This window comes from Vibrio sp. 10N, assembly GCF_036245475.1.
GTDB lineage: Bacteria > Pseudomonadota > Gammaproteobacteria > Enterobacterales > Vibrionaceae > Vibrio.
Genome location: NZ_BTPM01000001.1, coordinates 339,045 through 363,415, shown reverse-complemented (window position 1 = coordinate 363,415; position 24,371 = coordinate 339,045). Strand labels below are relative to the sequence as shown.

Here is a 24,371-nt window from a genome sequence, read left to right as displayed (position 1 = left end):
ACATACCTGACTGCATCACTATTTATCAGTCCACTTCAAACTGATACAGGAAGGTCACTGAGCTATAAAGACCAGAAACCGCTTCAACATAGAAATCCTCAATAATACGATAGCGCACGGTAAATTCGCCCAGTGAGTTAAAGATACCCACACCGTATTTAACTTGCAGACCAGGTAACACGTACCCACTCACCGTCACTTGTGAGTCATTTCCAGAGCCTGCTGTATCAAGCTGCAGATCTTGGACACCAAAGGCTTGACCAATATCGCCTACGACTTTACCGCTTCGGGCAAGACTCAATCCAATCAGAGTGGTCGTCAGTGCATTGCCACCGGTTTCACCATCAATATCTTGGCCTCGCAATAGGTAAGAAAGCGCATTTGCCTGAGGCATGGTCGGATCGGAGAAAATATCTATCTTAGGCTCTGTCGCAAGCCCGGAGACTTTCACCCCAGCCTTGACATCATCCGCTGTGGTATCAGGATTACGGATCGCGGTGATGTTGACATACGGCTGATCAACCGGCCCTGTCATCAAGATCTTACCTTCTTCAATCAACAAGTCCTGACCAAATGAGCTGTATGAGCCGTCAACGATATTAATTTCACCCTGAACAAATGGACCTTGGTCTTTTTGAGACACGTGCAGTTTACCGCGCAGCCCGCCTTTAAGGCCAAATGCCGAAATCGTAAAGTCGTTACCAATAGAGATCGACACATCAGTCTCAACGTTAAATGGCACAGCCGTCTCTTCGTCGACGGGCGTCATGTCTGGATTCAGCAGCACTTGATCGCTCGAGACCGCGACCGCACTTTGTGGCAATTCCTCAACTAATATCCGCCCCCAAGGCAAACCGATGGAGCCGGTGATCTTCGCCAATGTCGGGTTGGCTTCAATGGTCATATCCGGTACCACCTTGACTTTCACCATCGGTGGCACATCCACATTTAACTCATCGGCGAACACCCGTAGCTTCGTTCGCCATGCTTTGAGATCTTGCCAATTGCCGTCACCAGCCAGTTTGAGTTCGCCATCGTTAGTTTGGATGTTCGCATCAAGGATCGCATCGTAACCGTTAAACGAGATATCCACATCACCCGACTTAACCTGGATCGGTGAGATATCCCCTTGCAAGGACAGATCCGCCACTGAGAATTGGCCATAGAGCTCAGGATGCATTGCATCCCCTTTGATCTTGATACCGGCCTCTAAATTGGCTTTTAGCTGATTGAACTCCCCCACCAGCGGTTGCAAGAAGTCCAGATTAAACGTCGACAGATTAAGCTCTCCTTCAATCGTCTTTTGTTCAGCCAGCACATCCGGCAGCGTCACTTGACCAGAAAGATCACCATTGTCCGTCACATCCACCAACCAGCTGGCATCGAGCTTATCATCGGCAAGGTTTGCTTTGACACTCACTGATTCCCAGCCAACGACTAAAGGAGTTTCTAGGTTCTGAGTCACCGTCCCTTTTGGCAGTGCTACATCTAACCTCACTTGCGGCGACGTCTCAGGGGCCCATTTCGCCCAAGCCGTAATATTCGCACTGCCCTCTAGTACCATGCTCTCTGGGATATAAGCTTTAACCTGCTCAAAATTGAAGTTCTTCACCGTCACCAGCGCTTCGCCTGACTGTCCCGCTTCAATGTCCTTTTCTAAACACAATCGAGAATCTGCCTGCGCCCAACAGTGCGCAGCGACGTTGGCTACCTGCTTATCGATGTCCACTTTGATAGCCACTGGTTCAGTGAGATCCAACGGCCCTTGCTCAGTCTCAAGGTGCACCTTTTTCAGCTCACCATTCCAAATGAGATTCGGTTTATCGATAAGCTCACCACTAATCGCTAAATTTAGCGATGCGAGTTTGGACACCACATCCAAGGCCAAGGTATGCTCAGCTTGAGTGCCTGACAGGGTGACCGCTGCGGAATCAACCGTTTGATCTTGATACTGAATACCAAGCGCATTTAATCGCAGATCGGCCTGAGCACTTTCAATCGGTATCGGTTTCGCCGTACCGACTAAGGTTAGTGATTCAAGACTGGCTTCTTGTTTCCACTGTACCTTTTCAATGCGCAGATCGGTCGCAATATCAGGCTGCTGCATTGCGCCCTTCAGATCCAATTTCCCGCGCAAAGCGCCCGATAGATCCGGTACCGATTTCGCCAATTCTGGGAAATTGATATCCACCGTCATGTCCCAGTTTTGGTCAAGCTCACCTTTCGCATTAAGTTGGTTGGGACCATGGGCAACCGAAAGCCCTTGGGTATCGACCTTAAACTCGCCTTTACCGCTCACATCGGAAGCATCGAGCTGACCTTTAACATCAATCGGATAGTTTCTTAATATGCCGACAATATCCAATGTCGGCACTGAAACTTGCCAACCACCGGCATCCGTCAACGAACCCGAAGTCACAATCCGGCCACTGATATCCCCCTCTGCCTCTGGCCACTGCAAACCCGGCTGAATATGGGTGAGATTAATATCCCCTTGCCAGTTCACTGGCGCAGACCAATTTGCCATCACTTGACCAGCCACATTGCCGCCCAAGGTATCGATAGACAGCTTGCTCAGTGCGATTTGTTCGAGGTCTCCACTGCCCTCCAAATCCACGGCAACGTCTGGGATGTCCTTGCCGGACGCTGATGCCAACAGGTCGACTTGATACCCTTCCAACGACCCCTTCGCGCCCAACGTTTCTATCAATAACTGATAATCTGACTCACCACTAAGCGGCCAATTCGCTTTAGCATCACTGATGGTGGCATCAAATGGAATGTTAGGATCTAACGGCTGAACTTGTCCTTTAAGCAACCCGCTAATCAATCCCGAAAATTCACTATCTAGATCCAGTGATTGCACGCTCCCCGAAGCATGAAGCTTAAGCTTTTGTCCGGCAAAATCGGTTTGTTTTAAATGCGCCCCCAAATCAAGATCGAGCGGGTAGCCCCCTTGCAGCGTCACCTTACCGCTAAGGTTGGCATCCACCATCGGCATTTCCAACTCCAATGTCGACACATCGACGTCATGCTTACCTGCTTTGCCGACTAACTTTAGTCTATCGACAATCACAGGCTCCGCCTGGTCGAGTTTAAAGTCGAGGATCTCAATACCCGTAATATTGACAAATAACGGGATCAACACCTCCGGAAGCTCGATGGCTGTCGCAGGCTCATTGCTTTCTGGCGGTGCTGTTTCAATCTCAGGCTCGGCCGACTCCGTAGCCGATGGCAGCGCAACCAAAGGCGATGTCAACATCGTCTCGCCCACCGTCAGGTTAGAGCCTGTCATGGAAAGTGAGGTAGAAAATCGCTCCCAGCTTACCTTCGTCCCTAAAATATCAAGTTGGATATCGTCAAAGTTGACATGACCAATTGCCACTGGAATAGGCAGCGTTATTTTTGTCAGTGGCTCACTTGGCTCTGGAGAAGGCTCACTGGGCGCCACCTCCGGCATACGAAAGTCCAGTCCTTGAATCGCCAGCTCGTTTACGCACACTCTTGGGTCAGACAGGCAATTGAGATCGACTGCGAGCGTCAGTGACTGCGCCTTTAAATCAATAAACAAGCTTTCATCTTGAAAGCTCACATCGTTAATCGTGAACCTGGGAAACAGCGCCCCTTGCGTCTCACCCGACTCAAATTGAGGTAAGGCTTTATTCACTCCCCACAAAATGCTGTTAAGACCTGCATTGGTAAACAAAGCAAACGCCAGCGTGGAGAGGATCAATAAAATCAGAGTAATTAGGCCAATAGAGCACCATTTGGTGACTTGCCAAACTTTCGACATCATAGTTCAGGCCCTAAGCTAAAGTGAATGCGCCATTCGGCTTGCGGTTTAGTATCTAATCCTTTCGCATAATCGAATTTCACCGGTCCAACTGGAGAGACCCAGCGAATCCCAAAGCCGGCACCGCGTTTCCACTCAGGGTCGTCATCAAACGCGTCACCAACATCAAAAAAGGTCGCCGCCCACCAGTTTCCTGTGAGGCGATATTGATACTCAAGGGAGCTGGTCGCGAGGTATTGACCACCGGTTTTATTGTTCGCATCATCGACAGGAGAGATGCTTTCGTAGTCGTAACCACGGACGCTGTTATCACCACCCGCATAGAATCGTAGTGATGGTGATAGCTTAGATGGGTCACTCGCAATGTTGGCGCCCACATCGACTTTGAATAGACCACGATGATTCTCGCCGATACTGGAAATCCATGTTGAGGTGCCGCGCAGTCTAAATACTGACGTTTCGGACATGGCTCGTTCATCGCCCACTTCAAACATGATGGTTTGCTTATTGCCACTCATCGGCAGCACACCGCCTCGCGACACCACTCGTGAATACGAAATGCCTGGAAGCACAAACTGTCCGAGCTCCCCTTGAGCATTAAACTCGTAGTTCTCGACCAAATAACGCAGATAAGCGGTTCGATGCCAGCCACTCTCTAAGACCCAGTGACGCTCAAACGCCAGGTTCGATTCCAACGTCTTTTTATCGCTTCGATTAACGTTTTTCAGACCATACTGAATCACGTAATAATCTTTAAGTACGTCATCGAGGGGGATTTTATAACTCGCGGTAACCTGCTGCTCAGGCAGTGATAAATCCAAACTGGTTTTAAAACTGTGCCCATGTTCATTGAGCCAAGGTTTTTTCCAGCCAAATTTCACTTTTGCACCCACATCGGTGGAGTAGCCCAAACCCGTTTCAAACTGATTTCGTACCTGAGGCGCCAACGACACTTTCATTGGTAACTCACGCCCCTTGCCGACCTCGGATAAGTCCGGCTCAACAAACACTGAGGAGAACCATTCCGTATTCGACAGATTTTGGTTGTGCTCACCCACCTTCGCTACTCGATAGTCATCGCCTATCTTATAAGGCTGTAAAGATTGCACTTTCTGAATATCAATTTGGCTACCAGTGATCGTCGCCTTGCCAAACTGATAGCGAATACCACTGTCATAATGGAGCCGGACAATCGCTTCATTGCGTTCGGGAATAACTTCAAGGCGACTCATGGTGTAAGTGCCATCAAAGTAGCCCTTTTGCAGCGCTAGGTTACGGATGCCCGACTTCAAGCTGTCATATTGATTGTGGTTGAGCGTGTCACCTTCTTTGAGCGGTGAAATACGAATAAGGCGCATGAAATCCTCATCCTGTTTAGCTTCTCCACTCAGTTCGACATCAACCAACTTAATCCGCGTTGGCGGTCCTGGTGTTACCTGAACAATCAATTCATCACCTTGCTCATTGACCACAAAGTCGATGTCCGCGTTGTAATAACCGAGCGCGTTCAACGCTTCATTGATTTCTTTAGTGAGCCGAGATTGAAAGCGCAGTGAGGTTGAATATTCGTTCTCAGAAATCGCGGAAACGTAAGCATCAACGTTATCTTGAAGTGCACCACTTAACCCCTGAATATCCAAAGACACACTCTCCTCAGCAAAGACGAGTGCTGGCGATAAGGTCAAGAATAGCGGTGGTAAAAGTCTCTTTATCATGCTTTATTGTGAGGCTGTGAGCGTTTATTTTTGTTGTTACGTAGAATGATAACTCTGATTGATTAAGAAGTCTTCAGACAAGCGTTAAACAGATGAATGACCACGGAATATTTTATTTTTCAGACGCTGTGCATTTGAAATATTAGTCTAAAAAAGGAACTGATGATGCGTAAACAAGAAATGATTTCCCCCGACCAAGCGCTCCCCGGCCGAGATACGGCCATTGCGACGATGGAGCCACACTTTGTTAACCAGTCAGATCTTTACGCCGCTCCCGAGACGCATCAAGACAGTATTGTTTTGGGTTTAGGCTGTTTTTGGGGCGCTGAACGCCTGTTTTGGACATTGCCGGGGGTGATATCGACGTCGGTAGGATATTCTGGTGGTTTTACTCCCAATCCTACCTATGAAGAAGTTTGCAGCGGCCTAACCGGGCACACCGAAGTGGTGCGTGTGGTATTCGATACCACCCAGATATCACTGACGTCTGTTTTGCGAGCCTTCTGGGAAAAACATGACCCGACACAAGGGATGCGCCAAGGCAATGATATTGGCACACAATATCGCTCAGCCATTTATACCGCCAATGACCATCAAGCCGAGGTAGCCAAGCAAACGCAGCAGCAATACCAGCAAGCACTAGGCACGCCGGGGATCACCACCGAAATTGCACCGCTCGGTGAGTATTATTTTGCCGAGGTTTATCACCAGCAATACCTTGCTAAAAATCCAAATGGCTATTGCGGTATTGGCGGCACCGGCGTGTGCTTTCCACCAGAGTTAAACTAACGCTAACAAAAATGCCCTCGCAATTGCGAGGGCATTTCACATTCGTAATTTGGTATTCGTTACAGCGCTAATGCTGCAATCTCTCCGTTTATCTCTCTAAACGCCACCAGCTTTTGCTTATCCTCAACCTCTGGCAACAACACTTTGCCGTTGTCAAAACGAAACAACCCAATTCCTGCAATAAAGAACTGGCCTTTAAACAGCGTCTTTACAAACTTTGCAATTTGACGCGGACGATAAACCGTAAACTTACGCAGCATAACCTAACCTCAATATCCGTTTGAGTACATCTAATGGCGCCCACATTTCTGCGAGCCATTTCGCAATATAGTTTGCGTTCGAATGAAATTATACGCGAAATTTTTTGAGAGACAAACAAAAGTTAACAACTTTGCAACAAACTATAAATTGCTGTTATGCTTGAAATGATTTTATTGAGAGACAGACAATTCTTGGTCAAATCATCACTATTTACATTGTGGCTAACCTTGAGTTCGCCTAAGGTAGCCGCCCAAAACAAAGTAACGGAAACTATTACAATGAAACTAAAGCCTCTCCTAACTCTCGCGATGCTGCTTGTGCCAGCATTTGCTATGGCAACCAACCTACAAGTCGGTGGAAACGCTCGCTCTGTATCGGTCAGTGATCACGGTGAACTGATCCTAAACAACGACGCGATCGACTACCAAGCATGGAGCACTAATGACATGCTAGGTAAAGTGCGTGTCATCCAAGCTATCGCTGGCCGCAGCAGCTCAAAAGAAATGAATGCACCACTGATGGCGGCAATTACTGCTGCAGATTTTCCAAAAGAGAGCTATCAAACCACGACAGTGATCAACCAAGACGATGCGATGTGGGGCACCAGCTCTTTTGTTAAGTCTTCCGCTGAAGACAGTAAAAAAGAGTTCCCTTGGTCTTCAATGGTACTAGACAAACATGGCTTGGTGGCCAACGCTTGGCAACTAAAAGAAGACAGCTCAGCGATTATCGTTCAGGATAAACAAGGTAAGATCTTGTATGTAAAAGAAGGTGCACTTAGCGATGCTGACATTCAACAAGTACTCAGCCTAGTCACTGACAACATGTGATCCGTCACTCTATGTTCTGAAAAGGAGCCCTAGCGGCTCCTTTTTTGTTGTTTTCCGGTCAGAACGCTCAGGCTGAATGTTGTTTCCTCTGGAAAATATATTTGTTTGTTATAACATAACAAACAACAGTTAAACGAGAACAGATCGCATCGTTCTCACAGGAGACCTCTGCACTCGGCTATTTCAACCGCATCGTTACCCGCATTGGTACTCAGTACTTTTACTCGCTATTAAGGATTAATCATGAAACTGAAGATGACACTCTTAGCTGGTCTTGTTGTATCGCAGTTCGCTGTCGCTGAAGACCAATTTCGTCAACACGATGCCCATGTTCACGGCCACGTCGAATTTAACATTGCTCAAGACGGTCAAGATCTTTTAGTGGAAATCACAGCGCCAGGTGCTGATGTCGTTGGCTTTGAGCATGCTCCTAAAACCGATGCAGAAAAAACAGCCATCGCCAACGCCAAAACCAAGCTCAAAGATGTAAACAGTATTCTTACCATCCCAGCTGCAGCGAACTGTAAACTGGTTGAGGCTCATATCGAAAATACGCTAGAGTCCGGCGATCATGACGAACATGATCACCATGATGAGCATAAAGATCATGATGATCACAAAGGTCACGACCATCACGATGAGCATAAAGACCATGATGATCACAAAGGCCACGACCATCACGATGAACATAAAGACCATGATGATCACAAAGGTCACGACCATCATGATGAGCATAAAGACCATGATGATCACAAAGGTCACGACCATGACCATGACCATGACCATGACAAACATGGTGGCCATGGCGAATTCTCAGCGCAATACCAATTCTCATGCGAAGACGTGTCTAAAGTCTCTCAAATTGAAACACAGTGGTTTACACACTTCCCTGCAACTGAGAAAGTATCAGTTAACCTGCTAACGGATAGTGCACAATCAGCAACGGAACTGACTTCAGGTAACACAACCATTAAATTCTAAACGTCCAACCCTCAGGCCTCGCCAGAGGCTTGAGGGAGATATCCAGAGGACACTATGGCTAGCGTAATCCAACTCACAGACGTCACGTTCAAGTGGCAACCTGACCAATCTCCGACACTTGATATACCCTCTCTCACCATCGAACAAGGTGAACATCTCTTTCTCAAAGGGCCAAGCGGCTGCGGTAAATCCACGTTACTGGGTCTACTGACGGGCATAAATACTGCGACAAGCGGTGATATCGTCGCTCTCAACCAAAACTTAGCATCTCTGTCTGCTTCAAGACGCGATCGCTTCCGCGCAGATCACATTGGGTATATTTTCCAGCAATTTAACCTTATCCCCTATTTATCGGTTATCGATAATGTCACTCTGCCATGCCAGTTTTCCCAATTGCGTAAAGATAAGGTCGCAGGCTCTCTCTCAGACGAAGCAAAACGACTGCTTGACCATCTGCGTTTGCCATCAAACTTGCTGCAAAAGCCCGTGATAGAACTGAGTATCGGTCAGCAACAACGGGTGGCGGCCGCAAGAGCGCTCATCGGCCAGCCGGAATTTTTGATTGCAGATGAACCCACATCAGCCTTAGATCACGACAACCGCGAAGCCTTTATCGAGCTACTCATGGAGCAAGCGAACCGAGCACAGTCGACGCTCATTTTTGTCAGTCACGATCCCACACTTGAACCTTTATTCAAGCGAACCGAGAACCTTCAAGACATTAATCAAGTGAGGCCGCAATGAGCATCACATTAAAGCTGGCGTGGAAAAGCCTACTGAATCGTAAAACCACGGCACTACTCACCATTCTGACGGTGGCGATTTCCGTTATTTTGCTAATGGGCGTAGAGCGAATTCGAACTCAAGCCAAAAGCAGCTTTGCTAACACGATCTCTGGCACAGACTTAATTGTGGGTGGACGCTCCGGTCAAGTGAACTTATTGCTCTACTCAGTATTTCGTATTGGTAATGCAACCAACAACATCGACTGGAAGAGTTTTGAGGAATTTAGTAATCATCGTGCGGTGAAATGGGCGATCCCTATCTCTCTCGGCGATTCTCATCGCGGCTTTCGAGTGATGGGCACCAATCATAGCTACTTTGAGCACTATCAATATGGTCAAAAGCAGCATCTATCTCTAAGCAAAGGAGAAGAGTTCGATAGCTTATTTGAAGCGGTTATTGGCTCAGAAGTCGCTAAGAAGCTTGGCTATGACATCGGTACAGAGATCGTTATTGCTCATGGCATCAGTGACGTAGGTTTTAGTCGCCATGAAAATACACCATTTAAAGTGGTCGGTATCTTAGCACCTACGGGCACACCAGTAGATAAAACGGTTCACGTGTCACTCGAAGCCATCGAAGCGATTCACGTTGGCTGGGAGTCTGGCGCAAACCTTGGCAACAATCCAAGTAAAGAGCAACTGCTCGAAATGGATTTCCATCCCAAGCAAATTACGGCGATGATGATTGGACTGAAAAGTAAAATCCAAACCTTCGCCTTACAACGCCAAATAAACACCTATAAGCAAGAGCCACTCAGCGCAATCCTCCCTGGTGTTGCCTTGCATGAGCTTTGGGGAATGATGAGCGTAGCAGAGCAAGCGCTGTTGATTGTCTCGGTGTTTGTAGTTGTCGCCGGCCTTATGGGGATGTTGTCGAGTTTATTGACCAGCCTTCAAGAGCGTCGTCGAGAGATGGCGATACTCAGAGCCATGGGCGCAAGACCGCGCCATGTCTTTGTATTACTGATTAGTGAGGCCACGGTTCTAACCACCATAGGTATCATTTGCGGTGTGGGTGGCATGTATGCGATGCTTGCAGTCGCAGCACCAGTGATTACCGCAAACTATGGAATAAACATCGCCTTGTCTGGGATCAGTTCACACGAATGGATGTTACTTGGGTTTGTGCAGCTAGCCGGTATTATCATTGGCTTTTTCCCTGCGCTGCGTGCGTACAGACAATCATTAAGTGATGGCATGACCATCCGTATTTAGTGGGACTTCGATGAAAATCTTTAAAACGCTACTTTGTGGCTTATTGCTATCCCTAAGCGTACTGGTAGCGCCATTGGCACAGGCCGAAGCGGACTCAGACGTATTAACACTCGATTGGATTGACCTTATTCCAGAGAAAGAGCGCAATCAGTTTGATGCGATGGGGATGCCTTCCGTTGACCACTCAGGTGGCGTAATGGAGCAATCGAAAGTCGGCACCGTTCGCCAAGAGCTCAACGGCAGTCAGGTCAAAATCCCTGGCTTTGTGATCCCGCTCGAAGGCGATGAAAATGCCGTGACTGAGTTTTTGTTAGTGCCATACTTCGGTGCGTGTATCCATGTGCCACCACCGCCACCTAATCAAATCATCTATGTGAAGTTCAAAGAGGGTGCGCCTGTACACCGCTTGTGGGATGTCATCTATGTGGTGGGAACGATTAAAACCGAAACCATCGATTCTGAGCTGGCGCAAACCGGATACTTAATCGATGGCACTGAAATTGAAGATTATGATGATGGTTACGACGAAGCTGAATGGTAAGTAAGTACTAAATCACAAAAGCGTGCTAGGCGGCTAACCTATTAAGGTTGAAAGGTAGCCTAGTACGCCAATATAAACACACAGCAGCAAAGCAACCGATACCTGCTTTTTCATTTTTCCCTGTGACGTATGACTCTCAACTGAGTGGTTATTTCTTGAGTACCCCATAACGCCCTCCTCTATCCTGAAGCACAACGTTAACAAAATTTTAGCATTTATCCTAGAGATTTTACAACTGCTTCTCTCAGCCACCAATTTCGGACATTAGCTCACATAAATTACGCTGGTTTTTGCACGAAATTCCCGCTAAATTGAAGACTTATTGCACATTATTGCTTCGTTTTTGCTTCATATTGAGTCTGAGTAATGAGTCATCATCCCGTTGAGAGCAAGCCTGCTAAAGTAGAATCCAACTCATCCACCGAGTCCGGGCAAAAAAAAGCCCACCACATGAAAGACAGTGCCAGCCGTCTACGTGCCATTGCCGAATCTCACTACCTTGATGCGCTTATTCGAGAGGAGAGCCCAAGCCAATCTTTATTTGAACGTGCCATGCTGCGCGAAAAGCAAGGTAAAGAGCAACGTCAAAAAAACCTCGAGCAGATCGTCAAAGCAGCGATGGCAGCATGCAAAAACGAGGTAGCAGGTGAGCCTGATTTTGATTGGCTGGTACGCTATTTTGATATGGCAAAGGAGATCCACAACTCCTCTATGCAAAAGCTATGGGCACAGGTACTGAAAAGAGAGATCACCAATCCTGGTGCCACTTCTATGAAGGCATTAAAAACACTTCGTGATATGACCCCGAAAGAAGCACAAACCTTACAAAGGGCGGCCTCTTTGGCTTGCAGCTTCGGAACGGACAGCAGTCGTAAGTTGCTATTGGGCATTAAACATCACGCAGGGCTATTCAGTTTTTCTCGCCGAGAAAGTGTTGATGAACTCAGTTTGGGTGAATACCAATTACCTTACTCTAGTATTCTCCTCTTGGTTGAACTGGGAATACTGCTGGCAACGGAGCTTGAATCGGGAGAAATCAGTAAAGAAGCGCCATTGAAGCTTAGTTATCAAGGTCAGGATATGACGCTCATTGCCAAGAACAAAGGTCTGGCATTAACCTACTATCGCTTTACGCCAACAGGTAATGAGTTATGCCAGCTACTTGGCCATCGCAACAACGCTCAGTATCAAGAGCAGTTAGTGGCACTGCTCAATAGAAAATTTGTAGTGAAAGGCGAGCTGCCGACCTCTTTTCATCACAAGGTCTAGCAGCCACATACATTAACCAATCACCTGCTTGTCGGTCAATACTGCCAAGCATTGCTCCACCAGCTGTGCGACAGCGAAATCACCAGCTTTGAGGTGGATCTCGGGGTTAAGCGGTGCTTCATACTCAGAGTCGATGCCAGTAAAATTGGGGATCTCGCCTGCACGAGCTTTCTTATATAGACCCTTTGGATCTCGAGATTCACACACGGCCAAACTCGCATCGACAAACACTTCCATAAACTCGCCTTCCGGCAATAAGTCACGCACCAACGCACGTTCCTCACGGTGCGGTGAAATAAACGCAGATAGCACGATAAGACCTGCGTCAGCCATCAGTTTGGCCAACTCTCCCACTCGGCGGATATTTTCACGGCGATCCTGCTCAGAGAAACCTAGGTCTCGACATAACCCATGTCTCACATTATCACCATCCAACAAATACGTATGGTAACCACGACTGACCAATTCAGTTTCCAACGCGCCAGCGACCGTAGATTTTCCTGCACCAGATAAACCCGTAAACCACAGAACCACAGGCTGCTGCTTTTTCAGTTCAGCACGCTCAGACTTGGTCACCACGTGTTGATGCCAAATCACATTTTCGTCTTTTTCGATGGTGTCAGAGGCTTGTACAGTATTCGACATAACTCGTCCTTAGGTAACGCTGTTAAAACGGAAAAAAGTAAGGGATAAGTGCAAGCACCAACACCGAATAGACGATGGAGATGGGGATACCTATCCGCATGTAATCTTTAAGTTGATAGTTACCAACGCTGTAAACCAAGAGGTTAGTTTGGTAACCATAGGGAGAAACAAAGCTGGCACTCGCTCCAAACAGTACCGCCATAATGAACGGCATAGGATCGACGCCATAGGCCACCGACATGCTGTAACCAATCGGGAAGGCCAGCGCTGCAGCGGCATTATTCGTCACTAATTCGGTAAGCAATAGTGTCACGATGTAAGTGGCCACTAACGCACCAAACACGCCCCAACCGTTAAACATCTCAATGAACATCCCGCCCATACGCTCTGAAAGGCCTGTCGATATCATCAACTGAGCAATCGACAACGCCGAGCCCACGATCACCACGATATCTGTTGGGAAGCGGCGACGCAGTTCACCTAGATTAACAATACCGAATGCCAATACCGCAATCAGATACAACGCCAAACCTTTAATGATAGGGAGTATGTTAGTAAGCGCTAACGCAATTACAGCCACAAAACCAAAAAGAACATAGCTAGACTTAACCAAATCAAGCTTGGCACTCGAGTCCAAATCATTTACCAATACAAACTCTTTTCTATGCTGACGGCGCAGCGATTCAAAGCGTTTGCCCGGAGCAAGTACTAACGTATCACCCGCTTGCAAGGTAATGTTGCCAAGGCCCCCTTCCAATCGTTCATGACCACGACGGATAGCGACAACAACCGCATCGAAACGATCGCGAAACTGACTCGATTTGAGGGTTTTATTACAAAAAGTCGCCGAGGAGCTCACCACAACCTCCAGCAGATTTTGTCCGTTGAGGTGATGCTGACCAAAAAAGGTTAAGCCGGTAATTTCTTGCAGCGTCGCGACACTTTCTACGTCACCACAAAATAACAATCTGTCCTTTGCATTGAGTACAAAGTCAGGGCCAACCGAGGCCAAGGTTTCACCGTCTCGAACCACTTCGGCAAGGAACAATTTACGAAGTGCTCTTAGGTTATTCTCAGCAATGCTACGTCCGACTAGAGGCGAGCCCGATTCAACCCGCGCTTCCAAGAAATACGGCAAATCATCTTGGCTAGTATCATCGTAATTTGGCAACAGGTAACTGAGTGGGATCAACACTAACACGCCACCAAACAAGACACTCAAGCCAATCCAAGTCGGAGCAAAAAAGCCGAGACTTGGTAAACCCACATCTTCAACAAAACTGTTGATGATCAGGTTGGTTGACGTACCAATTAAAGTCAGCGTACCACCCAATATAGCGGCGTAAGAAAGTGGGATCAGCAGTTTAGAGGGAGCATGGCGTTGATTGCGTTTTATCGCCCCAATCAGTGAGACCACAACCGCGGTGTTGTTGGTAAACGAGGATAACAGTGCCGTTGAAATACCAAGTTTGGCAACCACCGCTCCTAAGCGCCCAGTCGCAATAGAACGACTGACCCAACTGATAAGACGCGTTTTCTCTAACGCGGCTGATGAGAGAATCAGTAGCACTAAGGTCAGCAGCGATGAGTTGGTAAAATTACTGGCAACGGCATTGATATCTATCATGCCAGCAATGAATGCCAAAAACGCGGCGCCAGCAAAGATAAGACTTGGCTTAATTTGGGTTGCTATCAAGCAAGTGATAATAGACATCAGCAAAGCTAGCACCACTCCTTGTTCCCACATAACCTTATTCCTTATCCGCTGCGTCGCTTTGCCATTACAGGTTCTGGCATTCACCAAAGCCTATTGTCGCAATTATATGTTTGCATCCCACTCAGGGAAGTGCTTCATGATCAGAGCCTTAAGCTCTTTTTCAAAGGCCCCCATACGCTCTTGCGGTGAACGCTGCTCTTCCGCCAACGCTTCTCGAACTAGGCCCGCACCTACCGTGACATTGGTTAAGCGATCAATCACAATGAATCCGCCCGTGTCTTGAACCGAATCGTAGCTATCTACCGCTACAGCTTCCGTTAGTGACCACTCACATAGGCCAATACCATTCAGCGGCAGAGAGTCTGACTCGAACGACTTCAGAGAATTGATGTCGTATTGATGACGAATCGCATCCAGTTGCCCTTGGGTTTTCTTACCTGCGATCTTAATGTCGTAGCTGCGACCCGCTGCTAACGGCTCATCGGTCATCCACACAACATCTGCGAGTAGACGATTCGACGATGCCACTCGAGCATCTTGCTTAACAATTAGGTCGCCACGGCTGATATCGATCTCATCGCTGAGCGTTAACGTCACTGCTTGACCTGCAAAAGCTTTTGGTAAGTCACCATCAAATGTCACAATGCGCTCAACTTTTGAGGTTTTACCCGATGGCAATGCTTTGATTTCATCACCAACGCGGATTTCACCAGAGCCGATCGTGCCTGCAAAACCGCGGAAATCGAGGTTCGGTCGGTTAACGTATTGTACTGGGAAACGGAATTCGCCTTGCTGCTTACCTTGGTCGATGTCTACTTTCTCGAGCAGATCAAGCAAAGGCTCTCCTTGGTACCAACTCATCTTGTCACTCAGATCCACCACGTTGTCGCCTTCAAGCGCTGAGATTGGGATCATTTGAATATCGATGTCTTTACCAAGATTCTCAGAAAACGCTAGGTACTCATCACGGATCGCTTCATAGCGCTCTTGTGAGTAGTCGACCAAGTCCATCTTGTTGACCGCCACGATAAAGTGCTTCAGACCAAGCAGGCTAGAAATGAATGAGTGACGGCGCGTTTGATCCAGAACCCCTTTACGTGCATCAATCAAGATCACAGCAAGATCACAGGTCGATGCGCCCGTTGCCATGTTTCGCGTGTACTGCTCATGCCCCGGAGTATCGGCAATGATGAACTTACGTTTTTGGGTCGAGAAGTAGCGGTATGCGACATCAATGGTGATTCCCTGCTCACGCTCAGCTTGTAATCCGTCGACAAGCAATGCCAAGTCCGGCTTTTCACCCGTTGTGCCAACACGCTGACTGTCTGAGTGAACTGCTGCTAGCTGATCTTCATAAATTTGCTTTGAGTCATGGAGCAAGCGACCAATTAAGGTACTTTTACCGTCATCGACTGAGCCACACGTTAGGAATCGAAGTAACGATTTGTACTGGTGCTGACTCAGGTAACCTTCAATACCGAGTTCGGCAAGTTGTGCTTCTACTGCGCTGTTCATAATCTGTTCCTTCGATCCTTAAAAGTATCCTTGACGTTTCTTAAGCTCCATCGATCCTGACTGATCGTGGTCGATCGCTCGTCCTTGTCTCTCACTAGACGTCGCAACAAGCATCTCTTCTATAATTCCAGTGAGCGTAGTCGCTTCTGACTCGATAGCACCGGTCAATGGGTAACAGCCGAGCGTTCTAAAACGCACGCTCTTGTGTTCAACCGTCTCATCGGGGCCTATCTCCATACGATCGTCATCCACCATAATCAACATGCCATCGCGTTCTACGACTGGGCGTGGTGCAGCAAGGTACAGTGGCACAATTTCAATGCCTTCTAGCAATATGTATTGCCAGATATCCAATTCCGTCCAGTTAGAAAGTGGGAACACACGGATACTCTCACCTTTGTTGATTTGGCCGTTGTAGGTTTTCCACAGCTCTGGACGCTGGTTCTTCGGATCCCACGTGTGATTCTTGTCGCGGAATGAATAGACTCGCTCTTTAGCACGAGATTTCTCTTCATCGCGGCGTGCTCCACCGAATGCCGCATCAAAACCGTACTTGTTCAACGCCTGTTTCAGACCTTGAGTTTTCATAATGTCGGTATGCTTCGATGAACCATGCACAAACGGGCTACAGCCCATGGCTAGACCTTCTGGGTTCTTGTGCACCAAAAGCTCGAACCCATAGTTCTTTGCTGTACGGTCGCGAAATTCAATCATCTCTTTGAATTTCCAATCGGTATCAACGTGCAGCAATGGGAACGGGATCTTTCCTGGGTAAAATGCCTTGCGCGCTAAGTGCAGCATCACCGACGAGTCTTTACCGATGGAGTACATCATGACGGGATTATCAAATTCCGCCGCGACTTCGCGGATAATGTGGATACTTTCCGCTTCCAACTGTTTAAGGTGTGTGAGTCTTTCTTGGTCCATGAGTTGTGCTTCCTTTGTTCATGTTGACGTGACTTGGCCAACACACGACTGATTTAGAATATGAGCGAGCTATCCTCTGAGGGCTAAGCTCTAATACTTTGTAGTGTTTCGACTTGGTTTGGCTGTGCACTGTCTTCACCAAACCAAGAGAGTTCATCGGCTAACGACACCACCTCACCGACAACAATCAGTGATGGCGACTGCGCTTGTTTAGCCATCTCAGGTAATGTGGCAAGCGTGCCACGTGAGACTTTTTGGGTTGCCTGTGTCCCGCGCTCAATGATGGCGACAGGCACGCTTGAGCTACGTCCATGTTCAATAAGTTGCGATTGAATATAGTCAGATTTCATGAGTCCCATGTAGATAACCAGAGTTTGATTACCACGTGCTAAGGTAGACCAATCCATATCATCGCTATCCGGTTTTAGATGCCCGGTGACAAACAGCGCCGATTGCGCATAGTCTCGATGAGTCAAAGGAATACCCGCGTAAGCAGTCGCACCTGCGGCTGCCGTAATACCCGGTACAACTTGGAATCGAATGCCTGCCGAGGCAAGAACTTGTAACTCTTCACCACCGCGACCAAATACAAACGGATCGCCACCTTTAATACGAACGACTTTATGACCGCTTTGGGCGAATTCAACCAACAGTTGATTGGTTTTTTCTTGAGGAACGCTGTGATGACCGGCTCTTTTGCCCACACAAACTAAAATAGTACTATCTGGTACCAGCGCCATAATTTCTTCAGAAACAAGGTAGTCATAGAGCACAACGTCAGCTTGTTGTAACAGGTTTAATGCTTTTATGGTCAGCAGTTCAGGATCACCAGGACCGGCACCGATCAAAGCCACCTCGCCTTTGTTGAGCTGTGATTTGGCTAGCCTTGGCTTATCTTGGCTGCTAACCAAAGTAGGTGTACTTCCTTTGCCCGGCTGGTTAGTAAAAGTTGGGTTCATACTGGCAATCCTTCGCATATCGAATGATGGCATTATGACCACTCGCCTATATTACTTGAAATTCTAAAATTTCATTTTTTATTCCAAAAGTCACTATAGGACCTATTCACAGCAAAAATATGGTCAAAATTCGAGCTATCTCGCCATTTAGAATACCAATCGGTTGTAGTCTTAATTTTTAAGGTGAGAGATTGCTATCAGAATCCCATCAATCAACACACTTAGATCACACTTTTATAGACATAGAAACATTTATTACATAACAAATTGATACACTAACCGAGTTTTTGAATCACCCTCGAATTAGAAGGATATGAAGATGAAAGTGGCAGTGACCCCTATTTCTATCGCTGTACTGGGCGGAATGCTTGCAATGGCAGGCTCGGCAATGGCGGATGAGATCAAGCTGAGAATTATCGAAACAACAGATATTCATACGAATGTGATGGATTATGACTACTACAAGGATAAACCGTCTCAAAAAATCGGCCTGACTCGCGCTGCTACTTTAGTGAAAGAAGCTCGTGGTGAAGTGACCAACAGCGTATTGGTGGACAACGGTGACCTACTTCAAGGTAGCCCAATGGGTGACTACATGGCATCGAAAGGCATTAAACCAGGTGAAATCCACCCGGTATATAAAGCCATGAACCAGCTTAACTACGATGTCGGTAACATTGGTAACCATGAGTTTAACTATGGTCTTGAGTTCCTTAAAACCTCATTGGAAGGTGCTAACTTCCCGTACATCAGTGCCAACGTATTTGACAAAAAAACTGGTGACCACTACTTCAAGCCTTACCTAATCAAAACCCATACCTTCAAAGACAGCGATGGCAATGCACACGACGTTAAGGTGGGTTATATCGGCTTTGTACCACCACAAATCATGGTGTGGGATAAGAAAAACCTTGAAGGCAAAGTATTTGCCGAAGACATAAAAGCTTCCGCTGAAAAGTTGGTACCACAGATGAAGCAAGAAGGTGCGGACATTATCGTTGCTATCCCGCATTCGGGCGTTTCAAGCGATCCATATAAAGCGGGCGCAGAAAACTCGACGTACTACCTTTCTGAGGTAGAGGGCATCGACGCGATTGCGTTTGGTCACTCTCACGCCGTCTTCCCAGGTAAAGGCTTTGACAATATCCAAGGCGTCGACAACGAGAAAGGCACCATTAATGGCGTTGCTGCCGTGATGCCAGGACGTTGGGGTAGCCACGTAGGTGTCATGGATCTTGTACTTGAGCAAGACGGTGATAGCTGGAAAGTGGCTGACGCGCAAACAGAAGCTCGTCCAATTTTCGATGCAGCCAACAAAAAGCCAATTGCAAAAGCCGACCAAGGTATTGTCGACGCAGTTAAAGGCGATCACAGCGCGACACGTGATTTCGTTAACCAACCGATTGGTAAAGCTAACGACGTGATGTACAGCTTCTTGGCATTGGTGCAAGACGATCCTACGGTACAGATCGTCAACCTAGCGCAGAAAGATTACGTTGAAACCATGATCCAAGGCGATCCAGACCTTGATGGCCTACCAGTGCTATCAGCGGCAGCACCATTTAAAGCTGGTGGCCGTAAAAATGATCCAGCTAACTTTACTGAAGTAGAATCAGGCCAGCTTACTTTCCGTAACGCGGCCGACCTATATTTATACCCAAATACTCTCGTTGCACTGAAAGTAACGGGTAAAGAAGTAAAAGAATGGTTAGAGTGCTCTGCCGGTCAGTTCAAGCAAATCGATGCGAACTCTAACAAGCCACAATCACTGATCGATTGGGACGGTTTCCGCACCTACAACTTTGATGTGATGGATGGTGTTGAATACCAAATCGATGTGACTAAACCAGCTCGTTACGATGGCAACTGTAAACTGCTGGATGAAAGCAGCGAGCGTATCGTTGGCCTGACTTATAACGGCAAGCCAATCGACATGAAGCAAACCTTCATCATTGCAACCAACAACTACCGTGCATACAGCAACAAGTTCCCTGGTACAGGTAGCGAGTTTATCGCATTTGATTCTCCAGATGAGAACCGCTCTATCGTTGCTAACTACATCTCAAAAGTAAGCAAAGCCAAAGGTGAAGTAACACCAAGCGCGGACAACAACTGGTCATTTGCACCGATTAGCAGCAGCGCGAAACTGGATGTACGTTTTGAAACCTCTCCATCAGAGAAGGCGGCGCAGTTTATCAGCGACAAAGGCCAGTACCCAATGAAGAAAGTGGCTACTGACGACGTTGGTTTCGCGGTCTACCAAATCGACTTGCAGAAATAAGGTGTCCTCACTTTAGGTACCGCTTTGATGATACGAGCCACGCATAATGCGTGGCTTTTTTTTTGAGCTCGGTTTAGTCTAGAGCTAGAAAAACGATCCGCTGTTGATAGTAAGAAAGAGAAGTAAATCATGATTATCTGGAAGACAAAAACGTTCCCTGAACTCAGTACCAATGAACTCTATGAGTTACTTAAACTGCGCGTCGATGTCTTTGTGGTTGAACAAACCTGCCCTTATCCCGAACTGGATAACAAAGATCGAGTCGAAGGTGTACACCATTTGCTGGGCTACAAAGGTGACGAGCTTGTCGCTTGTGCGCGGCTGTTACCGAAAGGGACAACGTACGAACAAGTGAGTATTGGACGTGTTGCGACCAAGCAGACACACAGAGGGGGCGGTTTGGGTCATGACTTACTGGTACAGGCAAAACTCGAATGCGAGCGTCTGTGGCCAAATGAAAGCATCCAAATCGGAGCGCAATCTCACTTACAAGGCTACTACGCGAAACATGGCTTTAGTGCTTGTTCCGATGAATACCTAGAAGACGATATCCCTCATATTGACATGAAGCTGCTCAAATAGCCGTTTACTGATATTCAGTAACTTGAACTAAAAAAGGGGCTTGTGAGCCCCTTTTCTTTCCATTTATTTACTGCGACCAAACCCGCCATCAGACAAACGGAAGAACATGATCGACTGATCGCCACGTTCAATCTGCAAGATATCCAAACTGCCTTCTTCATTGAACTTAAATCGTATGAGCTGCCCTTGCTTTATTCGGCTCAATGGTTTGTCACTGCCTTCAATCCGTGCCAGTGCATTCAAGTCTGCCATAGATAGTTGATTAGTGCGGAACACACGTGCGAGTGTGTCACCCTTTTTCACCGTGTACTCTCGCCAATCGGTCTCAACTCGCTCTTCCACACTAACCTGCGACGACTGCTCGCTCAATGGTGCGGTATTCACACTGACCGCGACTCGTTGATTAGTCGGCGTTACCTGAGGTGTCTCCGCCTTTTTACCTGGTAGTAGTAGCAATACAATAACAACAGGAATGAGAACACTCAAAATCCTTCTGTGTAAGCGAGGTAAGCGTTGCCACAACGCTGCAGCCTTATCGCGTATCCCAGACAAACGAGATAGGTCGATTTGCTTTAGACGCGATAGATCCAGCGCTTGCCACTTATCTTTCAGCACTTGAACGTGGTCAACTTTCTGCTTTTTACGGTGACGACGATTCATTCCCATTGTTCTCCTACTACACAACCGTCTCAGTTTAAGAAAACCTGCGTTCAGAGTATAGAAAAATCGCAGGTCTGCTAATTTATAACCGCCTAATGTCACAAGTTTAACAACCAAACCGAATTAATTGGTAAAAGTTGGTTAGAGCGTTTCGGTTTAAAGTCAGAACTGGTATGCTTTCGTCTTCATTCGAATAGCAAGAGAGACCGTCATGTCTGACGTGAAATTAGAAACTGTAGAACAGAAAGCAAGCTATGGTATTGGTCTACAAATGGGCCAACAACTAGCAGGTAGCGGCCTAGAAGGTCTAAACGTAGATGCAATCGCTAAAGGTATTGCAACTGCACTAACTGGTGACATGCCAGAAATCGAAATTGACGAGATCAACAACGCACTGCAAGAGCTACACACTCGCGCAGAAGCACTACGTCAAGAAGCAGCGAAAGCAGCTGCAGCTGACGGCGAAGCGTTCCTAAAAGACAACGCACTTCGTTCAGAAGTAACGGTTCTTGAGTCTGGTCTTCAATACGAAGTGATCACTGAAGGTACTGGCGAAATCCCATCTGCAGACAAAACTGTACGTGTTCACTACCACGGCGAGCTAACAGACGGTACTGTATTCGACAGCTCTGTATCTCGCGGTCAACCAGCTGAGTTCCCAGTAACTGGCGTAATCAAAGGCTGGGTTGAAGCACTTCAACTAATGCCTGTAGGTTCTAAGTGGAAACTGTACATTCCTCAAGACCTAGCATACGGTGAGCGCGGCGCAGGTGCAGCGATTCCTCCGTTTGCAGCACTAGTATTCGAAGTTGAGCTACTAGACATCATCGCTTAATTTCAGCTCTGATGCTCAATTTTTAAAAGCAGTGATTCGTCACTGCTTTTTTATTGTCTAATCTTAGTGGGGAGACAATAAAATGGACGGTATCATGAGAACACTTCTAGCCCTTTCTACGGCACTACTCATTTCAGCCCCAACTCACGCTTCGCTTGAGCTTTCTGGTGTATCCACTGACGATGCAAACAGTCTACTTTCTAGCGCTAGTTCAATGATGAACGTGAAAGAGTCACCGGTCGTTAATAACTTAGTGAACAACCTTTCTGTTTCCCCCGAGCAAGCGACGACAGGAGTGGGCGCGCTACTTTCTCTTGCACAAAGCTCGCTAGGCTCAGACCAGCAGAGTGAACTCGGTTCGCTCATTCCTGGAATGGACTCACTGACGAACAGCGGACTTCTTTCTTCAATACAAGATATGGACAGTGTTAAAAGTGCTTTCTCATCAGTAGGTCTTGACCCTGCTATGATTTCCCAGTTCGCACCAGTGGTATTGGATTACCTGAGTTCACAAGGGGCAAGCACAGGATTGATGGAATCGCTAACATCACTATGGCAGTGATTGGGGTAGGTAATGGTACTGACAATAGATTTCACAAATCGCAGATAGCAAAAAGCCGAGCATAAATGCTCGGCTTTTTTAGTTCTACGAACTTTACTGATTACTCAGCAGCAGCTTCTTCAGATGCTTCTGGGCGATCAACTAGCTCAATGTAAGCCATTGGAGCTTTATCGCCAGCACGGAAGCCAGCTTTTAGGATACGAGTGTAACCGCCCTGACGAGCAGCAAAACGTGGACCTAGTTCGTTGAATAGTTTCGCAACTACTTCGTTATCACGAGTACGTGCAAATGCTAGACGACGGTTAGCAACACTGTCAGTCTTAGCTAGTGTAATCAAAGGCTCAACTACGCGGCGTAGCTCTTTTGCTTTAGGCAATGTAGTCTTGATTACTTCATGACGTACAAGAGAGCTAGCCATATTGCTGAACATCGCTTTGCGATGGCTGCTGTTGCGGTTGAGTTGACGACCACTCTTACGATGGCGCATGACCTAATCCTTCTAACTAGTATCGATTAATCTTCAGCGATAGACGCTGGTGGCCAGTTTTCTAGGCGCATGCCCAGAGACAGACCACGTGATGCAAGTACGTCTTTAATCTCAGTAAGAGATTTTTTACCAAGGTTTGGCGTTTTAAGTAGCTCAACCTCAGTACGCTGTACAAGATCACCGATGTAGTGAATCGCTTCTGCTTTTAGACAGTTAGCAGAGCGAACTGTTAGTTCAAGATCGTCTACAGGACGCAGTAGAATAGGATCGAACTCCGGCTTCTCTTCCTTCTCCTCAGGAACACGTACATCACGAAGATCTACGAATGCATCCAACTGCTCAGCTAGGATAGTAGCTGCGCGACGGATAGCTTCCTCAGGTTCTAGAGTACCGTTCGTTTCCATATCGATAACGAGCTTGTCTAGGTCAGTACGTTGCTCAACACGTGCCGCTTCTACAGCGTAGGCAATTTTGTCTACTGGGCTGTAAGTCGCGTCAACAAGCAAACGACCGATTGGACGCTCATCTTCTTCAGTATGGATACGAGCTGAAGCTGGAACATAACCACGACCACGTTCAACTTTGATTCGCATAGAAATCTCAGCGTTGTCATCCGTTAGGTGACAAATAACGTGTTCTGGGTTAGCGATCTCTACATCACCATCATGGGTGATGTCACCTGCAACAACAGGGCCTGAGCCTGATTTGTTCAGTGTAATAAACACTTCATCTTTGCCTTCAGCAACGCGAACAGCTAGGCCTTTCAAGTTAAGAAGGATCTCTAGGATATCTTCTTGAACGCCCTCTTTAGTGCTGTACTCGTGCAGAACGCCTTCGATTTCAACTTCAGTCACTGCACAACCTGGCATTGACGAAAGCAAAATACGGCGAAGCGCATTACCTAGAGTGTGACCAAAGCCACGCTCTAATGGCTCAAGAGTTACTTTTGCGTGTGTCGTGCTAACTTGTTCGATGTCAACAAGACGTGGCTTAAGAAATTCTGTTACAGAACCCTGCATTGT

22 protein-coding genes are annotated in these 24,371 nt (G+C 47.2%); 11 read left to right on the top strand and 11 right to left on the bottom strand.

Annotation, left to right across the window (positions count from 1 at the left end):
- Window positions 1-25: 25 nt before the first annotated feature.
- Together tamB and tamA are read right to left on the bottom strand one after the other, a co-directional pair.
- Window positions 26-3,796 (bottom strand): autotransporter assembly complex protein TamB, encoded by a 3,771-nt coding sequence (gene tamB, locus AAA946_RS01855; RefSeq protein WP_338163390.1) that lies wholly within the window; start codon window positions 3,794-3,796, stop codon window positions 26-28.
- Window positions 3,793-5,508 (bottom strand): autotransporter assembly complex protein TamA, encoded by a 1,716-nt coding sequence (tamA, locus tag AAA946_RS01850; protein ID WP_338163389.1) that lies wholly within the window; start codon window positions 5,506-5,508, stop codon window positions 3,793-3,795. The genes tamB and tamA overlap by 4 nt, the downstream gene beginning before the upstream one ends.
- A gap of 162 nt (window positions 5,509-5,670) precedes the next feature.
- Between tamA and msrA the strand changes: the two genes are divergently transcribed.
- Entirely contained in the window at window positions 5,671-6,297 is a 627-nt protein-coding gene (msrA, locus tag AAA946_RS01845) for a peptide-methionine (S)-S-oxide reductase MsrA (RefSeq protein WP_338163388.1), read from the top strand.
- Between the two features lie 59 nt (window positions 6,298-6,356).
- Here the strand turns inward: msrA and AAA946_RS01840 are convergent, their stop codons facing one another.
- Window positions 6,357-6,557 carry a DUF1107 domain-containing protein gene (locus tag AAA946_RS01840; RefSeq protein WP_112481230.1) on the bottom strand — a complete coding sequence of 67 codons (201 nt, stop codon included), beginning with the start codon at window positions 6,555-6,557 and terminating at the stop codon, window positions 6,357-6,359.
- Window positions 6,558-6,836: 279 nt separating this feature from the next.
- Here AAA946_RS01840 and AAA946_RS01835 point away from each other — a divergent pair, with 279 nt between their 5' ends.
- The 6 genes from AAA946_RS01835 to AAA946_RS01810 all read left to right on the top strand — a co-directional run bounded on the left by AAA946_RS01835 (window position 6,837) and on the right by AAA946_RS01810 (window position 12,179).
- Window positions 6,837-7,388 (top strand): YtfJ family protein, encoded by a 552-nt coding sequence (locus AAA946_RS01835; protein ID WP_338163387.1) that lies wholly within the window; start codon window positions 6,837-6,839, stop codon window positions 7,386-7,388.
- A 243-nt stretch (window positions 7,389-7,631) separates the two neighbouring features.
- Window positions 7,632-8,369 (top strand): zinc uptake protein ZrgA, encoded by a 738-nt coding sequence (gene zrgA, locus AAA946_RS01830; protein ID WP_338163386.1) that lies wholly within the window; start codon window positions 7,632-7,634, stop codon window positions 8,367-8,369.
- A gap of 54 nt (window positions 8,370-8,423) precedes the next feature.
- Window positions 8,424-9,113, top strand: a complete 690-nt coding sequence (locus tag AAA946_RS01825; RefSeq protein WP_338163385.1) for an ABC transporter ATP-binding protein — start codon at window positions 8,424-8,426, stop codon at window positions 9,111-9,113.
- Entirely contained in the window at window positions 9,110-10,369 is a 1,260-nt protein-coding gene (locus AAA946_RS01820; RefSeq protein ID WP_338163384.1) for an ABC transporter permease, read from the top strand. Before AAA946_RS01825 ends, AAA946_RS01820 begins: the two co-directional genes overlap by 4 nt.
- Before the next feature lie 10 nt (window positions 10,370-10,379).
- Window positions 10,380-10,910, top strand: a complete 531-nt coding sequence (locus AAA946_RS01815) for a DUF3299 domain-containing protein (RefSeq protein WP_338163383.1) — start codon at window positions 10,380-10,382, stop codon at window positions 10,908-10,910.
- Window positions 10,911-11,276: 366 nt separating this feature from the next.
- Window positions 11,277-12,179 (top strand): TIGR03899 family protein, encoded by a 903-nt coding sequence (locus tag AAA946_RS01810; protein WP_338163382.1) that lies wholly within the window; start codon window positions 11,277-11,279, stop codon window positions 12,177-12,179.
- Window positions 12,180-12,191: 12 nt separating this feature from the next.
- Here AAA946_RS01810 and cysC read toward each other — a convergent pair whose 3' ends face one another.
- The 5 genes from cysC to cobA form a co-directional block, all read right to left on the bottom strand.
- A complete protein-coding gene (gene cysC / locus AAA946_RS01805; RefSeq protein WP_338163381.1) occupies window positions 12,192-12,824 on the bottom strand; it encodes an adenylyl-sulfate kinase in 633 nt (210 codons plus the stop codon).
- A 22-nt stretch (window positions 12,825-12,846) separates the two neighbouring features.
- Window positions 12,847-14,571: an SLC13 family permease gene (locus tag AAA946_RS01800; protein ID WP_338163380.1), complete on the bottom strand. Its 1,725-nt coding sequence runs from the start codon at window positions 14,569-14,571 to the stop codon at window positions 12,847-12,849.
- Between the two features lie 72 nt (window positions 14,572-14,643).
- Window positions 14,644-16,056, bottom strand: coding sequence for a sulfate adenylyltransferase subunit CysN (gene cysN / locus AAA946_RS01795; RefSeq protein ID WP_338163379.1), 1,413 nt, complete (start codon window positions 16,054-16,056; stop codon window positions 14,644-14,646).
- An 18-nt stretch (window positions 16,057-16,074) separates the two neighbouring features.
- Complete coding sequence (gene cysD, locus AAA946_RS01790; RefSeq protein WP_042502781.1) at window positions 16,075-16,983, bottom strand: sulfate adenylyltransferase subunit CysD; 909 nt, start codon at window positions 16,981-16,983, stop codon at window positions 16,075-16,077.
- Window positions 16,984-17,066: 83 nt separating this feature from the next.
- Complete coding sequence (cobA, locus tag AAA946_RS01785; RefSeq protein ID WP_338163378.1) at window positions 17,067-17,942, bottom strand: uroporphyrinogen-III C-methyltransferase; 876 nt, start codon at window positions 17,940-17,942, stop codon at window positions 17,067-17,069.
- Window positions 17,943-18,261: 319 nt separating this feature from the next.
- Between cobA and cpdB the strand changes: the two genes are divergently transcribed.
- A complete protein-coding gene (cpdB, locus tag AAA946_RS01780) occupies window positions 18,262-20,223 on the top strand; it encodes a 2',3'-cyclic-nucleotide 2'-phosphodiesterase (protein WP_338163377.1) in 1,962 nt (653 codons plus the stop codon).
- Between the two features lie 129 nt (window positions 20,224-20,352).
- Entirely contained in the window at window positions 20,353-20,805 is a 453-nt protein-coding gene (locus tag AAA946_RS01775) for a GNAT family N-acetyltransferase (RefSeq protein ID WP_338163376.1), read from the top strand.
- Window positions 20,806-20,868: 63 nt separating this feature from the next.
- Here AAA946_RS01775 and AAA946_RS01770 read toward each other — a convergent pair whose 3' ends face one another.
- Complete coding sequence (locus tag AAA946_RS01770) at window positions 20,869-21,465, bottom strand: LysM-like peptidoglycan-binding domain-containing protein (RefSeq protein ID WP_338165751.1); 597 nt, start codon at window positions 21,463-21,465, stop codon at window positions 20,869-20,871.
- Between the two features lie 211 nt (window positions 21,466-21,676).
- On the opposite strand from AAA946_RS01770, the gene AAA946_RS01765 reads away from it, so the two are divergent.
- Complete coding sequence (locus AAA946_RS01765) at window positions 21,677-22,300, top strand: FKBP-type peptidyl-prolyl cis-trans isomerase (RefSeq protein ID WP_042502775.1); 624 nt, start codon at window positions 21,677-21,679, stop codon at window positions 22,298-22,300.
- A 94-nt stretch (window positions 22,301-22,394) separates the two neighbouring features.
- Entirely contained in the window at window positions 22,395-22,862 is a 468-nt protein-coding gene (locus tag AAA946_RS01760) for a DUF2780 domain-containing protein (RefSeq protein ID WP_338163375.1), read from the top strand.
- 100 nt (window positions 22,863-22,962) lie between these two features.
- Here the strand turns inward: AAA946_RS01760 and rplQ are convergent, their stop codons facing one another.
- Window positions 22,963-23,349 carry a 50S ribosomal protein L17 gene (rplQ, locus tag AAA946_RS01755; RefSeq protein WP_031493230.1) on the bottom strand — a complete coding sequence of 129 codons (387 nt, stop codon included), beginning with the start codon at window positions 23,347-23,349 and terminating at the stop codon, window positions 22,963-22,965.
- 26 nt (window positions 23,350-23,375) lie between these two features.
- Complete coding sequence (locus AAA946_RS01750; RefSeq protein WP_042478691.1) at window positions 23,376-24,368, bottom strand: DNA-directed RNA polymerase subunit alpha; 993 nt, start codon at window positions 24,366-24,368, stop codon at window positions 23,376-23,378.
- Between the last annotated feature and the right edge of the window lie 3 nt (window positions 24,369-24,371).

Bases quoted from the DNA above. Each gene is read 5' to 3' on its own strand.
- AAA946_RS01770 (WP_338165751.1), bottom strand. From the start codon at position 21,465: ATGAATCGTCGTCACCGTAAAAAGCAGAAAGTTGACCACGTTCAAGTG.
- AAA946_RS01825 (WP_338163385.1), top strand. From the start codon at position 8,424: ATGGCTAGCGTAATCCAACTCACAGACGTCACGTTCAAGTGGCAACCT.
- cpdB (WP_338163377.1), top strand. From the start codon at position 18,262: ATGAAAGTGGCAGTGACCCCTATTTCTATCGCTGTACTGGGCGGAATG.
- cobA (WP_338163378.1), bottom strand. From the start codon at position 17,942: ATGAACCCAACTTTTACTAACCAGCCGGGCAAAGGAAGTACACCTACT.
- rplQ (WP_031493230.1), bottom strand. From the start codon at position 23,349: ATGCGCCATCGTAAGAGTGGTCGTCAACTCAACCGCAACAGCAGCCAT.
- AAA946_RS01765 (WP_042502775.1), top strand. From the start codon at position 21,677: ATGTCTGACGTGAAATTAGAAACTGTAGAACAGAAAGCAAGCTATGGT.
- AAA946_RS01820 (WP_338163384.1), top strand. From the start codon at position 9,110: ATGAGCATCACATTAAAGCTGGCGTGGAAAAGCCTACTGAATCGTAAA.
- AAA946_RS01835 (WP_338163387.1), top strand. From the start codon at position 6,837: ATGAAACTAAAGCCTCTCCTAACTCTCGCGATGCTGCTTGTGCCAGCA.
- zrgA (WP_338163386.1), top strand. From the start codon at position 7,632: ATGAAACTGAAGATGACACTCTTAGCTGGTCTTGTTGTATCGCAGTTC.
- tamA (WP_338163389.1), bottom strand. From the start codon at position 5,508: ATGATAAAGAGACTTTTACCACCGCTATTCTTGACCTTATCGCCAGCA.
- AAA946_RS01750 (WP_042478691.1), bottom strand. From the start codon at position 24,368: ATGCAGGGTTCTGTAACAGAATTTCTTAAGCCACGTCTTGTTGACATC.
- AAA946_RS01810 (WP_338163382.1), top strand. From the start codon at position 11,277: ATGAGTCATCATCCCGTTGAGAGCAAGCCTGCTAAAGTAGAATCCAAC.
- AAA946_RS01800 (WP_338163380.1), bottom strand. From the start codon at position 14,571: ATGTGGGAACAAGGAGTGGTGCTAGCTTTGCTGATGTCTATTATCACT.
- cysN (WP_338163379.1), bottom strand. From the start codon at position 16,056: ATGAACAGCGCAGTAGAAGCACAACTTGCCGAACTCGGTATTGAAGGT.
- AAA946_RS01760 (WP_338163375.1), top strand. From the start codon at position 22,395: ATGAGAACACTTCTAGCCCTTTCTACGGCACTACTCATTTCAGCCCCA.
- tamB (WP_338163390.1), bottom strand. From the start codon at position 3,796: ATGATGTCGAAAGTTTGGCAAGTCACCAAATGGTGCTCTATTGGCCTA.
- cysD (WP_042502781.1), bottom strand. From the start codon at position 16,983: ATGGACCAAGAAAGACTCACACACCTTAAACAGTTGGAAGCGGAAAGT.
- AAA946_RS01775 (WP_338163376.1), top strand. From the start codon at position 20,353: ATGATTATCTGGAAGACAAAAACGTTCCCTGAACTCAGTACCAATGAA.
- AAA946_RS01815 (WP_338163383.1), top strand. From the start codon at position 10,380: ATGAAAATCTTTAAAACGCTACTTTGTGGCTTATTGCTATCCCTAAGC.
- AAA946_RS01840 (WP_112481230.1), bottom strand. From the start codon at position 6,557: ATGCTGCGTAAGTTTACGGTTTATCGTCCGCGTCAAATTGCAAAGTTT.
- msrA (WP_338163388.1), top strand. From the start codon at position 5,671: ATGATGCGTAAACAAGAAATGATTTCCCCCGACCAAGCGCTCCCCGGC.
- cysC (WP_338163381.1), bottom strand. From the start codon at position 12,824: ATGTCGAATACTGTACAAGCCTCTGACACCATCGAAAAAGACGAAAAT.